Source organism: Streptomyces sp. NPDC047072 (genome assembly GCF_040643855.1).
Lineage (GTDB): Bacteria > Actinomycetota > Actinomycetes > Streptomycetales > Streptomycetaceae > Streptomyces.
Map to the genome: position 1 here is coordinate 54,286 of NZ_JBEYVC010000028.1, position 12,253 is coordinate 66,538.

11 protein-coding genes and 1 pseudogene are annotated in these 12,253 nt (G+C 66.9%); 9 read left to right on the top strand and 3 right to left on the bottom strand.

The window, feature by feature from the left end; genetic code table 11:
* The first annotated feature begins 41 nt into the window (after positions 1–41).
* The 5 genes from ABZ896_RS15325 to ABZ896_RS15345 are packed head-to-tail and all read left to right on the top strand — an operon-like array spanning position 42 to position 5,921.
* Entirely contained in the window at positions 42–1,532 is a 1,491-nt protein-coding gene (locus tag ABZ896_RS15325) for a long-chain fatty acid--CoA ligase (protein ID WP_360927761.1), read from the top strand.
* Between the two features lie 53 nt (positions 1,533–1,585).
* Positions 1,586–2,809: an acyl-CoA dehydrogenase family protein gene (locus ABZ896_RS15330; RefSeq protein ID WP_360927764.1), complete on the top strand. Its 1,224-nt coding sequence runs from the start codon at positions 1,586–1,588 to the stop codon at positions 2,807–2,809.
* A gap of 28 nt (positions 2,810–2,837) precedes the next feature.
* The gene (fabG, locus tag ABZ896_RS15335; RefSeq protein ID WP_360927766.1) at positions 2,838–3,602 is read left to right on the top strand and encodes a 3-oxoacyl-ACP reductase FabG; all 765 of its coding nucleotides are present in this window, start codon (positions 2,838–2,840) and stop codon (positions 3,600–3,602) included.
* Positions 3,603–3,633: 31 nt separating this feature from the next.
* Positions 3,634–4,821: an acyl-CoA dehydrogenase family protein gene (locus tag ABZ896_RS15340; RefSeq protein ID WP_360927769.1), complete on the top strand. Its 1,188-nt coding sequence runs from the start codon at positions 3,634–3,636 to the stop codon at positions 4,819–4,821.
* Positions 4,818–5,921: an acyl-CoA dehydrogenase family protein gene (locus tag ABZ896_RS15345; protein WP_360927772.1), complete on the top strand. Its 1,104-nt coding sequence runs from the start codon at positions 4,818–4,820 to the stop codon at positions 5,919–5,921. Before ABZ896_RS15340 ends, ABZ896_RS15345 begins: the two co-directional genes overlap by 4 nt.
* Before the next feature lie 37 nt (positions 5,922–5,958).
* Here ABZ896_RS15345 and ABZ896_RS15350 read toward each other — a convergent pair whose 3' ends face one another.
* Positions 5,959–6,147, bottom strand: coding sequence for a hypothetical protein (locus ABZ896_RS15350; protein WP_360927775.1), 189 nt, complete (start codon positions 6,145–6,147; stop codon positions 5,959–5,961).
* A gap of 312 nt (positions 6,148–6,459) precedes the next feature.
* Positions 6,460–7,224 (bottom strand): SDR family oxidoreductase, encoded by a 765-nt coding sequence (locus tag ABZ896_RS15355; RefSeq protein WP_360927778.1) that lies wholly within the window; start codon positions 7,222–7,224, stop codon positions 6,460–6,462.
* 107 nt (positions 7,225–7,331) lie between these two features.
* On the opposite strand from ABZ896_RS15355, the gene ABZ896_RS15360 reads away from it, so the two are divergent.
* A complete protein-coding gene (locus ABZ896_RS15360; RefSeq protein WP_360927780.1) occupies positions 7,332–7,916 on the top strand; it encodes a TetR family transcriptional regulator in 585 nt (194 codons plus the stop codon).
* Here the strand turns inward: ABZ896_RS15360 and ABZ896_RS15365 are convergent.
* Entirely contained in the window at positions 7,900–8,079 is a 180-nt protein-coding gene (locus ABZ896_RS15365; protein ID WP_360927783.1) for a hypothetical protein, read from the bottom strand. The two genes, ABZ896_RS15360 and ABZ896_RS15365, sit on opposite strands and share 17 nt — an antisense overlap.
* Before the next feature lie 309 nt (positions 8,080–8,388).
* Between ABZ896_RS15365 and ABZ896_RS15370 the strand changes: the two are divergent.
* From ABZ896_RS15370 to ABZ896_RS15380, 3 genes and pseudogenes are all read left to right on the top strand, one after another.
* Positions 8,389–9,142, top strand: a pseudogene (locus tag ABZ896_RS15370) (transposase family protein).
* Between the two features lie 335 nt (positions 9,143–9,477).
* The gene (locus tag ABZ896_RS15375; protein WP_360927786.1) at positions 9,478–10,686 is read left to right on the top strand and encodes an N-acetyltransferase; all 1,209 of its coding nucleotides are present in this window, start codon (positions 9,478–9,480) and stop codon (positions 10,684–10,686) included.
* A 252-nt stretch (positions 10,687–10,938) separates the two neighbouring features.
* Positions 10,939–12,177 (top strand): aminotransferase class I/II-fold pyridoxal phosphate-dependent enzyme, encoded by a 1,239-nt coding sequence (locus ABZ896_RS15380; RefSeq protein WP_360927789.1) that lies wholly within the window; start codon positions 10,939–10,941, stop codon positions 12,175–12,177.
* Positions 12,178–12,253: the final 76 nt, after the last annotated feature.

Here is a 12,253-nt window from a genome sequence, read left to right on the forward strand (position 1 = left end):
TATCGTCGAGACATCCCGTCGCCCCTCAATGAGGAGGGCTCATGCCGAATGCCGCCGAACCCGTGTGGCGCCACGCCGACGCACGCCCGAACGCCGTGGCCCTGCGCGCCCATGGACGCGTATGGACCTATGCCGACCTGCGTGAACGCGCCGCCGCCTACGCGGGCGCCCTGTGGGCCGAGGGCGTACGTCCGGGGGAGCGCCTGCTCCTGATCGCGCCCACCGGGCCCGAGTTCGTCGTCGTCTCCACCGCAGCCCACGCCGTCGGTGCCGTCCTCATCACCCTCAACACCATGGCGACCCCCTCCGAGGTCGGATACGTCCTCGACGACTCGGGCGCCCGGCTGGTCGTGGCCTGGCACCAGACGGCGGAGGCGGCCGGGAAGGCGGCCGGCGAGCGCGGGCTGCCGCTCCTGGTACTGCGGCCCGACGCGCCGGTGAACGCGGGTGAACCGCTGACCGGCCCGGTCGAGCGCCGCGCGGACGACACGGCGCTGCTGCTCTACACCTCCGGAACCACCGGTCGCCCCAAGGGAGTCGAACTCACCGTCGCCAACCTGGCGTTCACCGCCGAGGCCTTCGGACGGCAGCTGACCCTCACCCCGGACGACCGGTTCGCCACCGCCCTCCCGCTCTTCCACGTCTTCGGCCAGGCCGTCTGCCTGAACGGCACGCTCACCGCGGGTGCTTCCCTCTCCCTGCTCACGCCGTTCGAGCCGAACGCCATGCTGCGCATGGTCCGCGACGACCGCGCGACCGTCATGGCCGGCGTCCCCACGATGTGGAACGCGATGCTGCACGCCGACGAGGACTTCGACGCCGCCGACTTCCCCGCCCTGCGCCTCGCCGGTTCCGGCGGTGCCTCCCTGCCGGGCGAGGTGATCCGCGAGTTTCAGGCACGGTTCGGCTGCACCATCCTGGAGGGCTACGGCCTCACCGAGTCCACCGGCGCGGGCTCGTTCAACTCGCCCGCGCGCGGCCCCCGTACGGGCTCCGTGGGTCCGGCCCTGCCCGGAACGGACATCGAGATCCGCGACCCGGCCGGCGAACTCCTGCCGCCCGGTGAGGTCGGCGAGGTGTACCTCGCCGGGCCGCACATCATGAAGGGCTACTGGAACCGGCCCGAGGCCACCGCGGCGGACCTGCCCGACGGCCGGCTGAAGACCGGCGACCTCGGCCGGCTCGACGAGGACGGCTTCCTCTACATCGTCGACCGGCTCAAGGACCTCGTCATCCGCGGCGGCTACAACGTCTACCCGCGCGAGGTCGAGGAGATCCTCTACGGCCACCCCGACATCGTCGAGGCAGCCGTCATCGGCGTGCCCCACCCGCACTACGGCGAGGAGGTCGCCGCCGTGATCACCCTGCGGCCCGGCGCCGCCCTCACCGCGGAAGAACTGCGCGCCTGGGCCAAGGAGCGGCTGTCCGCGTACAAGGTCCCGCACCTCGTGCGGTTCGTGGACGCCCTGCCCAAGGGCAGCACCGGCAAGATCCTCAAGCGCGCCCTGGACTGGGACACGCTCCCCGACTGACCTCCCGCCCCCTCCGTACACCCGGATCCCGAACCGACGAAGGAGCAGCCCCCGTGTGGGAACTCTCTGACAGGGCCAAGCGCTACCAGGAAGACCTGCTGGCCTTCATGGACGAGCACGTCTACCCCGCCGAGCCGGTCTACTGGGCCCAGATGGCGGGCTCCGGCGATCCGCACCACTACCCGCCCATCGTCGAGGAACTGAAGACCGAGGCCAGGAAGCGGGGCCTGTGGAACCTCTTCCACCCCCACCCGGAGTGGGGACCCGGCCTGACCAACCTGGAGTACGCCCCGCTCGCCGAGATCATGGGCCGCAGCCTGCACATCGCCCCCGAGGCGACCAACTGCAACGCCCCCGACACCGGCAACATGGAGGTGCTGACCCTCTTCGGGACCCAGGAGCACAAGGAGAGGTGGCTGGGGCCGCTGCTCGCCGGTGAGATCGCCTCCTCGTTCGCGATGACGGAGCCCGCGGTGGGCAGTTCCGACGCCTCCAACATCGAACTGCGCATGGAGCGCGACGGCGACGAGTACGTCCTCAACGGCCGCAAGTGGTGGACGTCCAACGCCCTGCACAAGAACTGCAAGGTGCTCATCGTCATGGGCAAGACCGACCCGGACGCCCCCCGGCACCGCCAGCAGTCGATGATGGTCGTCCCCTTGGACACCCCCGGCATCACCGTGCTGCGCAGCCTTCCGCTCTTCGGTTACCAGGACCGAGAGGGCCACGGCGAACTGCTTTTCGAGAACGTACGGGTGCCCGTGAGCGCGCTCCTTGCGGGCGAGGGCGACGGCTTCATGATCGGCCAGGCCCGGCTCGGCCCCGGCCGCATCCACCACTGCATGCGCTCCATCGGAGCCGCCGAACGCGCCCTCGACCTGATGATCGACCGCGCCCTGTCCCGCGTCACCTTCGGCGAACCGCTGGCCAACCGGGCCAACATCCAGGACTGGATCGCCGAGGCCCGGGTCGAGATCGAGATGGCCCGGCTGCTCACCCTCAAGACCGCCTATCTGATGGACACCGTCGGCAACCGCGCCGCCCGCGTCGAGATCGCCGCGATCAAGGTGGCCGTACCGCAGATGGCGCTGAAGGTGATCGACCGCGCCATCCAGGTGCACGGGGCGGGCGGCCTCAGCAACGACTTCCCGCTCGCCGACATGTACGCGCAGCAGCGCACCCTGCGCTTCGCCGACGGCCCGGACGAGGTGCACAAGCGGACTCTCGCGCACATGGAGCTGCGCCGCCGCGACCCCCAGTGGGGCCGGACCGCCTGACCCGCCGAACACCGAGAAGGGGCATCCCATGAGCGCAGCAACAGCACACCGCACGGCCGTCGTCACCGGCGGCGCCCGGGGCATCGGCGCCGCCACCGCCCGACGGCTGGCCCACGACGGCCTGTCCGTCGCCGTGGTCGACCTGGCCGAGGCCGACTGCAAGACCGTGGTCGACGAGATCGCGGCGGCGGGCGGCCGGGCCCTGGCGGTCGGCGCCGACGTCGCCGACGAGGAGGCGGTGCGCGCAGCCGTCGCCCGGATCGCCGCCGAACTCGGCCCGCCCACCGTCCTGGTGAACAACGCCGGCATCCTCCGCGACAACCTCCTGTTCAAGATGACGGCGGGGGACTGGGACGCGGTGCTGAACGTGCATCTGCGCGGCTCCTTCCTGATGAGCCGCGAGACCCAGAAACACATGGTCGAGGCCGGCTGGGGCCGCATCGTCAACCTGTCGAGCACCTCGGCACTGGGCAACCGCGGCCAGGCCAACTACTCGGCCGCCAAAGCCGGTCTGCAGGGCTTCACCAAGACCCTCGCCATCGAACTCGGCCGCTACGGCGTGACCGTCAACGCCATCGCCCCCGGCTTCGTCGAGACCGAGATGACGGCCGCGACGGCCGCCCGCATGGGCATGTCGTTCGACCAGCTGCGGGAGGCGGTCGTCGCGACCATCCCGGTGGGGCGCAGTGGCAAGCCCGAAGACATCGCCGCGACCGCCTCCTTCCTCGTCTCCGAGGACGCCGGATTCGTCTCCGGCCAGGTGGTCTACGTCGCGGGCGGACCGACCGACTGATGAGGAACGGGCGATCAGGAAAGGCGAGTTGATGGCTGATCAGGAGCTGGAGAAGCTCACCGCACGCGTGGCGGAGTTCCTGGCCGGGAACGATCCGCGCGCGCTGGACCGCAGGGAGTTCCTGCGGGCCCGCTTCGACGCAGGTCTGGCCTGGGTGCACTTCCCGGAAGGGCTCGGCGGACTGGGCCTGGCCCGCGAGTCGCAGACCCACGTCGACGCGCTGCTGGCCGAGGCCGGCGCCCCCGGCAACGAACCGGAGCGCAACACCATCGGGCTCGGCATGGCCGCCCCGACGATCCTCCAGTTCGGCACCGCCGAGCAGCAACAGCGTTTCCTGCGACCGCTGTTCACCGGTGAGGAGGTCTGGTGCCAGCTCTTCAGCGAGCCCGGCGCCGGTTCCGACCTGGCGGGCCTCGCGACCCGCGCGGTGCGCGAGGGCGACACCTGGGTCGTCAACGGGCAGAAGGTGTGGACCTCCGGCGCCCAGACCTCGCAGTGGGCGATCCTTGTGGCCCGGACGAACCCGGAGGTGACCAAGCACGCGGGCCTCACCTACTTCCTGTGCGACATGAGCGACCCCGGCGTCGAGGTACGGCCGCTGCGCCAGATCACCGGCGAGGCCGAGTTCAACGAGGTGTTCCTCACCGACGTCCGGATCCCCGACGCCCACCGGATCGGCGCCGAGGGCCAGGGCTGGCAGGTCGCGAACGCCACCCTCATGAACGAACGCGTCACCATCGGCGCGCTCCAACGCCCGCGCGAGGGAGGCATGGTGGGCGTCGTCGCCGGCACCTGGCGCCGCCGCCCGGAGCTGCGTACCCCCGAACTCCACACCCGGCTGCTGCGGTTGTGGGTGGAGGCCGAGGCGGCCCGGATCGCGGCGACCCGGCTGCGGCAGAAGCTGGCGGCGGGACAGCCCGGCCACGAGGGCTCGGCGATGAAGCTCGGGTTCTCCAGTCTCGCCCAGCGGCTGTCCGGCCTGGAGCTGGAGCTGCTGGGTGCCGACGGGCTGCGGTACGCGGACTGGACGATGCGCGTCCCGGACCGCTCCGACATGACCGGCCACGACGCCGGCTACCGGTACCTGCGGGCGAAGGGCCTCTCGATCGAGGGCGGCACCTCCGAGGTGCTGCGCAACATCGTCGCGGAGCGGGTGCTGGGCCTACCGCCGGAACCGCGTGTCGACAAGGACGTACCGTGGAAGGACCTGCCCCGATGAACGACGATCTCGACCTGCTGGACACCGACGTCGAGGAGTCCCTGCGGGATTCCGTGCGCACCCTGTTGGCGCGGCGCTGGGGACCGGAGCGCGGCATCGCCCGCTTCGACGGCGATCTCACCGACCCGGGACTGTGGCCGGCGCTCGCCGGTGAACTCGGGCTGGCCGGGCTGCTGGTGCCAGAGGAGTTCGGCGGTGCGGGCGCTTCCGCGCGCGAAGTCGCCGTCGTGCTGGAGGAGTTGGGGCGCGCGGTCGCGCCCGTGCCGTATCTGACCAGTGCCGTGGTGGCGGCGAGCGTGCTGGTGTCGGTGGCCGACAAGGAACTCGCCGGTGCGGTCGCGGCGGGCCGCGTGGTGGCGCTCGCCGTTCCGCTCGGCACCGGGACCGGGGCCGGCGACCCGGCCTCGCCGGTGACCGTGACCGGGGACGGCCGCCTGAACGGCGAAGTCCGCTCCGTCGCCGGGGCATTGGACGCCGAGACGCTGATCGTCCCGGTCGCCGTCCCGGCCGGGGCGCAACTTTGGGCGGTGGAGCGGACGGCCGTACGCGTCACCCCCGTCGTCTCCCTGGACATGACCCGCCAGGTCGCGGACGTCGAACTCGTGGGCGTGAGCGGCCGGTTGGTCGCCGAGGGCGAGCCCGCTGTACGCGCGGTGGACGAGGCCCTCCGACTGGGCGCGGCCCTGCTCGCCTCCGAGCAGGTCGGGATCGCCCAGTGGTGTCTGGACACCACCCTCGACTACGTGAAGACCCGCCGTCAGTTCGGCCGCGTGGTCGGCGGCTTCCAGGCGCTCAAGCACCGGCTCGCCGATCTGTACGTCGAGGTCGAGACGGCCCGCGCGGTGGCACGGTACGCCGCCGCGACCGCCGCCGTCGGTGATCCGGACGGTGCCGTCGCAGCGTCGGTCGCCCAGGCGTACTGCGCGGACGTGGCGGTCCACGCGGCCGAGGAGTGCGTCCAGTTGCACGGCGGCATCGCGATGACCTGGGAACACCCGGCGCACCTCTACGTCAAGCGCGCCAAGGCCGATCAGATCGCCTTCGGCACGCCCGGGGACCATCTGACCCGGCTGGCTCCCCTGATCGACCTGCCCGCCTGAGGTACCAGTGCTCGTCCGGGAGGGGACGAGAGCGCGATCAGCGGAGCTGGGCAGACGGCTGCCGCGCCGCCGACCTCAAGGTGACGGAGGCGGCCTGGGCCGGGGAGGCGGGTACGAGGAGGGCGGCGGCGCCGGCGAGCAGGGCCGGCGGCGCGGTGACCAGGCGGCTCCGTGCGGGACGTCCGGGGCGCTGCGGAGCGGGTGTCGAGTCGAGCATGTTCGTCATCTCTCGCTTGTGTCGACTGCCTCAGCCGATGTCGAGGACGTCCCGGGTACGCACCGGCAGCCCCGTCTCGAAGGACCGGTTCGCCGCGAGCCCGGTGATCAAGGAGCGCGCGCTGTCGTGCGCGCCCGCGGCGCGTCCGCGAGAAGACGGGTGAAACGGTCGCCGCTACGAATGACCCTGGCCCGGGCGCGCGGTCGACCGTGTGAAGGCCATGTCGTTGCCGGGAACGTCGTCCTGCCCGAGCGGGTCGCCGAACGGCGTATGCGGTTCGGCGGCCTTTGTGTGCCCGTCAGCTGCGTGGGGGAGTGAGGGTCAGGCGATGAAGGTGATGCCGCCGTCGGCGCCGATGGCCTGGCCGTTGATGTAGCCGGACTCCTCGCTGGCGAGAAAGACCAGCAGGGGTGCCACGTCCTCGTAGGGCATGCCGAAGCGGCCTACGGGGCTGATGGTCTCGATCTGTGCCGCCGCCGCGCGTCCCTGCTCGGTGAGGTCGAAGCCGTCGCTTCGGCCCACAGGCAGGAAGGTGTTGGTGGTGATGCCGTACCGGCCCCATTCCCGTGAGGCGACCCGGGTGAGGCCCATGACGGCGCTCTTGGCCATCGCGTAGGCCGAGAAGCCGGGGCTGGGGGAGATCGCGGCGCCGGACGCGGTGTTGATGACCCGGCCGTAGCCGCGCTCCTTCATGTACGGCAGACACCGCTGCATGAAGAGCATGCTCTGCAGCGGGCCGGTGCGGTACGAGGTCAGGACCTCGGCCGCGGTCGCCTCCTCAAGCAGCTTGTGCTCCGAGAGGCCGCCCTGCGCGATGTTCGCGAGGATGTCGACGGTGCCGTATTCCTGGACCGTGGCGTCGACGACGGCGTCGATCTGCTCCGGTACGTCGATGTCGCACGGCACCGCGATCGCGCGGCCACCCTTGTCTCGGATCTCCTGAGCCACCGCTTCGACGCGTGCGCCGTTGATGTCGGAGAGCGTGAGCAGGGCGCCCTCGTCGGCGAACCGGCGCGCGGCGCCTCCACCGATACCGCCGGCGGCGCCGGTGATGATCGCTACACGGCCGTCAAGTCGTCCACTCATGGGTTCGTTCCTTTCGAAAACATGCTGCTGGGAGGGCTGCCAACAGCGTTGGCAGCAAAAAGCCAACACTGTTGACAGGGTACTTGTCAACAGTGTTGGCTGCCGGTATGCCAGACGTCTCCTCCGCCGCGTCCCCCGTCCCCCGCGCCTTGGCCACTCCCGTGCAGCGCGCCATCGCGGAACACGCGCACCGGCTGTTCCACGAGAAAGGGTTCTCCGGCGCGTCGATCCGCGACATAGCCTCGGCCGCCGGCGTCGACCCATCGATCGTCATGCGGCACTTCCACTCGAAGGTGGAACTGTTCGCGAGAGTCATCGGATTCGACGCCCACTTCACACCGCGACTCGACGGACCTCTCGACACCATGGGCCGACGGCTCATCGAATACCTCCTCGACCCCGAACACGAGGAGATGCGTCGGACGTTCACGGTGCTGCTGAGGGCGGCGGACCACGACGCACTGCGGCAGGAGCTGGTCGACGTGATGCGAAGGCTGATGGTCGAGCAGCTCGGTCCACGTCTGGAAGGGCCGGATGCGACGACCCGCGCATGGCTCGTGACAGCGCAGATGATGGGCCTGGTGCAGGCCTGGGACGCCATCGAACAGGAATCGGTCACGGAGAAGGGGCGGCAGCGTCTCGTACGGCTCTACGGCGCCGCCGTACAGCAGCTGATCACTCCGGCCAGGTGATGAAGTCGCCCGCGTCGCTGTTCGCGCCGCAGCCCTCGTCGCAGGAGCAGAGGTGGGTGGGGACGGTCAGCGAGGTGTCGGAGTCCGTGGTGCTGAGGCGGATCCACCCGTGCTTCGAACGGGCCGGGTTCTTTCGCGCCAGGTGGCCGAGCAAGAAAGGCATTCCGGCTTTCGAAGCCTTCGACCCGGGCTGAGGAGCAAGCGGGACGCGGGCGACCTTCCCGAGAAACCGAACCGGGTGAGGAAATCCTCCCACGTGAAAGCAGCCCGGTCGTTCCTCCAGCCGATGAACGGCTCACTCGCGTCGGAGGCGTCGGCCGCGCCGAGCCCTTTCAGGCGGTCGGCGTACAGATCACTGAGCTTCTTCGAGTTGGCCACCAATCGGGTGATAGCCCCTGAAGCGCAACGAGCGAGGCCCCCGAGCTGTTGATCGAGATGTCTGACGTCTCAATCACGTTGCTCGGGGGCCTCGTTGGTCGTCCATCCTGCCGCACTCGACCTGCCGCATGCGCTCGTCGAGTGGGTCACCATGCTGATTGTCACCCGTGAGGGCGACCGGCGCTGCAAGCTCCGTCCGTCTCAGCGCGCGATGGTGGCACTGGTGTACCTGCGCGAACACACCACGCTGGCGAAAATCGCCGCTGGGTTCGGAGTCAGCCAGTCCACCGCACACGCCTACACCCGCGCCGTCGTCGACCTGCTCGCCGAACGTGCACCGGGTCTGCTCAAAACGCTGCGCGAGCACGATCCCGACTTCGTTCTGCTCGACGGCACCCTCGCCGAATGCGACCGGGTCGGCGACGGCCGGGCCGACTACTCCCACAAACACTGGCGCCACGGCGTGAACGTGCAGGTCGTCACAGACCCTGGCGGCCAACTGCTGTGGCTCTCGCCCACCCTGCCGGGCCGAACCCACGACCTGACCGCCGCCCGTACCCACCGGATCATCCGGATCTGCGAGCGCCAGGGCGTTCCCATCCTGGCCGATCTCGCCTACCAAGGCGCCGGCCCATGCCTGACAACCGGCATCAAACGCAAGCCTCTACAGGAACTCACCCCCACAGAAAAGACCCTCAACCAAGCACTGGCCGCCGCGCGAGCGCCCGTCGGTCGAACGCGGCGTCGCAAGGCTGAAGACCAGGCGAATCTTCCGCAGATCCCGATGCAGCCCCAACCGCATGACGTCAATCGCCAAGGCCATCCTCACACTGGAGCGGCAACGCTGAAGAAGCTCACTGATCGACGACGTGGCGGAAACGAACAGCCGCGTGAACAGCACCATGCGGCAGATTGCCGCCCCGGTGTGCCGGGGTGGTCTTGTCACCCCTCACTGGCAGCAGGCCGAACAACGACCAGCGCCGATCACCAGTCACAAGATCTGAGGCTGTAGCACTTGGGCCTGTCCTGTTCGTCCTGCTCGGGTTCGTCAGGTGTGAGGCTGCTGTGCGAAGGCCCATGGATTACCGGGCAGTGGTTTCGGCCATTGACTCTCCATCGCCGCATTATTAGGTTGCCTTGGAAAGACGATCTAAAGTATTCGCATCTGGCGACAGAGAGGCTCATGAAGACCGAACGTGCAGCAACCAAGAACACTGCGGCCGCCCTGATTGTGGAAACGGTCGAAAAGCGGTCCCAGATGACTGAATTCATCCGGATGCCATATTCTATATACCGGGACGACAAGAACTGGACTCCGCCCCTCGAGGCGGATGTCCGCAAAACCCTAGATCCACGGAAGCATCCCTTCCTGGAGTTCGGAAAGGTAAAGCTCTTTCTGGCCCGTCGAGCTGACCGGGTCGTGGGAAGGATCGCGGCCGTAGTCGATCCCAGGTTCAACGAGTACCATGGGACGAATTATGGTTTTTTTGGATTCTTTGAGTGCATTGATGACATCGATGTCGCACGAGCCCTGTTTGAAGCTGCAGAAGATTATCTCGACGCATACGGTTTCGAGACAGTCATTGGCCCGATGAGTTACTCGACAAACTATGACTGTGGAATATTGGTCAGTGGTTTCGACGTTCATCCTGGTGTGATGATGCCGCACAATCCGGAATATTATCCGAGACTCCTTGAGGAGTGTGGATTCCGGAAGGAGAAGGACCTCTGGTCATGGGACATCCCCATGCAAGAGGATTGCGTGGCACCCGCGGAGGCGGTTTTCGCGGACAAGATCCTTCAGAACGGGAAGGACACCCGATCCCGCAGTGACATCACGGTTCGGCCGATGGACTTCAAGCACTATGACGCAGATTTGGCCAAGCTCAGAAAGATTTATTGCAGTGCCTGGTCGGACAACTGGGGATTCGTCCCGACGACCAATAACGAGTTCCAGTACATGGGCAAGCAGCTGAAGCCGCTGATGAAACCAGAATTCGCATTGATCGCAGAATTCAACGGGCAACCGGTGGCTACCGCCATCGCGTTCTTCGATCCCGGTCCCGCTCTGCGCGCTGCGCGCGGCCGGATGACGCGGTTCGGACTTCCCATAGGCCTATTCCATTTGCTGAGGGCCGACAAGACAGCGCGTCGACTGCGCTTCATCCTGCTGGGGATCGTCGCGGAGCACCGTTACCCGGGACTTGCGCCCATGATGATCGAAGACGTCTACAGAGCTGCTTACCGCCTCGGCTACCGTGATCCCATGGAAGGATCATGGATTCTGGAGAACAACCGTGGACTGAATCGGTTGATCGAGGATCTGGGCGGGATCCTAGTCAGGAAGCACCGAATCTATAGCCGCGCTATGCACCGGACCAGGGGCGCATAATAATCCGGACGACTATTCCCTGGAAGTCATGGTGACATATGTGCGATACACCGTTTGGACCCCGGGTATCTCGCAGTGGTTTCCTTTCTGGTCATCCTTGGCTGCCTTGACTTCTTCCCTAACCCAGCGACTCATCAGGTAAGTCGGTGGGCCCGGTGAGCTGCATCCAACGGGTCAGCACCTGGGGATTGGCTGAGGAAAAAGTGCCGTATACCTGTCCATGGCTGCCGTGCCTAAGTTAAAGGATCCAAGTTGACACCATACGAGGACGCGCTCGGTAAATCGCTCGCAGATTTCTTCTTCTCCGACTCGGAAGATCCTCTGAAAGTCTCGAACGGCTGGGCTCGCTGGCGTCGAGATTTCGACTGGGCGTTGTCTCTTTACGAGACGGACCTGCTTGACGGACCTCGTCCGATCACACGGATCGGAACCGTGAAAGAAATCCCGGTCATCAACATGGCCTCCTACAACTACCTTGGGATGGCCAATCACCCTCAAGTCGTGGAAGCAGCGAAGGAAGCACTTGACCGCTACGGTGCGGGAGCATGCGGTTCTCCCATCCTGTCCGGCATGACTGACCTGCACCTCCGCCTTGAGAAGCGGCTGGCGAAATTTCTCGGCCAGGAGGACGCCCTTCTTTTCACCAGTGGATACAGTGGCGCGCTGGGAGTGATTTCGGGACTTGTCCGCCTGGGTGATGTAGCGATTCTTGACGAGAGGATTCACCGAAGCATCACGGATGGAGTCAAGCTGTCCGGCGCGAAAACTGTCTTTTTTGAACACAACAACGCGCGCGATCTTGACCGCCAGCTTGAAAAGTACGCTGAGTCTCGGCGCATCGTGGCCGTAGAAGGCCTGTACTCCATGGATGGCGATCTGGGCGACCTCGGCGCTATATGCGCGGTGGCTGAAAGTCATGGCGTCGGTGTGATAGTGGACGAGGCCCATTCAATGCTGACTGTGGGCAAAGGGGGCCGGGGTGCTATCGAGCACTTCGCATGCAACAAGAACAGCACACTTCAGTACGGTACCTTCTCCAAATCATTCGCCGGAGTGGGCGGATTCATTGCAGGATCGAAGCAGGCCCTTGGCTACCTTCGCTACTACGCAGGCAGCTACGCCTTTTCCTGTGCCCTGCCGCCTTCGGTCGTGGCAGGCATCCTCGCCGTTCTGGACATCGTGGAGAACGACAGCACCCACATCGAGACACTGGCGTCTAATGCCGCGTACTTCCGGGCTGGACTGCAGGACCTGGGAATTGACACGGGAGACTCATGCAGCCAGGTGGTACCGATTATCGTCGGCGCGGACAGAAAAAGACTCTACGAGTACGGCCACGCGCTGCGTGAAGCGGGACTGTTCCTCGCACCCGTGGACTATCCGTCGGTCCCGGAGAACAGTCTCAGATTCCGCGCATCGGTGTCCTCAGCACATACCGAGGAAGATCTCTCCCGAGCTTTGCAGATCATCCAGAAGATCATCATTCCGTGACCTCCAGACAGGTTTCCGGGCGGAGTGGCTGGGAGGAAGGTAACGGTGCGAGGTCGCTTGTATCGAGACGTCGGCA

Bases quoted from the DNA above. Each gene is read 5' to 3' on its own strand.
- ABZ896_RS15375 (WP_360927786.1), top strand. From the start codon at position 9,478: ATGAAGACCGAACGTGCAGCAACCAAGAACACTGCGGCCGCCCTGATT.
- ABZ896_RS15365 (WP_360927783.1), bottom strand. From the start codon at position 8,079: ATGCCTTTCTTGCTCGGCCACCTGGCGCGAAAGAACCCGGCCCGTTCG.
- ABZ896_RS15355 (WP_360927778.1), bottom strand. From the start codon at position 7,224: ATGAGTGGACGACTTGACGGCCGTGTAGCGATCATCACCGGCGCCGCC.
- ABZ896_RS15345 (WP_360927772.1), top strand. From the start codon at position 4,818: ATGAACGACGATCTCGACCTGCTGGACACCGACGTCGAGGAGTCCCTG.
- ABZ896_RS15340 (WP_360927769.1), top strand. From the start codon at position 3,634: ATGGCTGATCAGGAGCTGGAGAAGCTCACCGCACGCGTGGCGGAGTTC.
- ABZ896_RS15360 (WP_360927780.1), top strand. From the start codon at position 7,332: ATGCCAGACGTCTCCTCCGCCGCGTCCCCCGTCCCCCGCGCCTTGGCC.
- ABZ896_RS15350 (WP_360927775.1), bottom strand. From the start codon at position 6,147: ATGACGAACATGCTCGACTCGACACCCGCTCCGCAGCGCCCCGGACGT.
- fabG (WP_360927766.1), top strand. From the start codon at position 2,838: ATGAGCGCAGCAACAGCACACCGCACGGCCGTCGTCACCGGCGGCGCC.
- ABZ896_RS15325 (WP_360927761.1), top strand. From the start codon at position 42: ATGCCGAATGCCGCCGAACCCGTGTGGCGCCACGCCGACGCACGCCCG.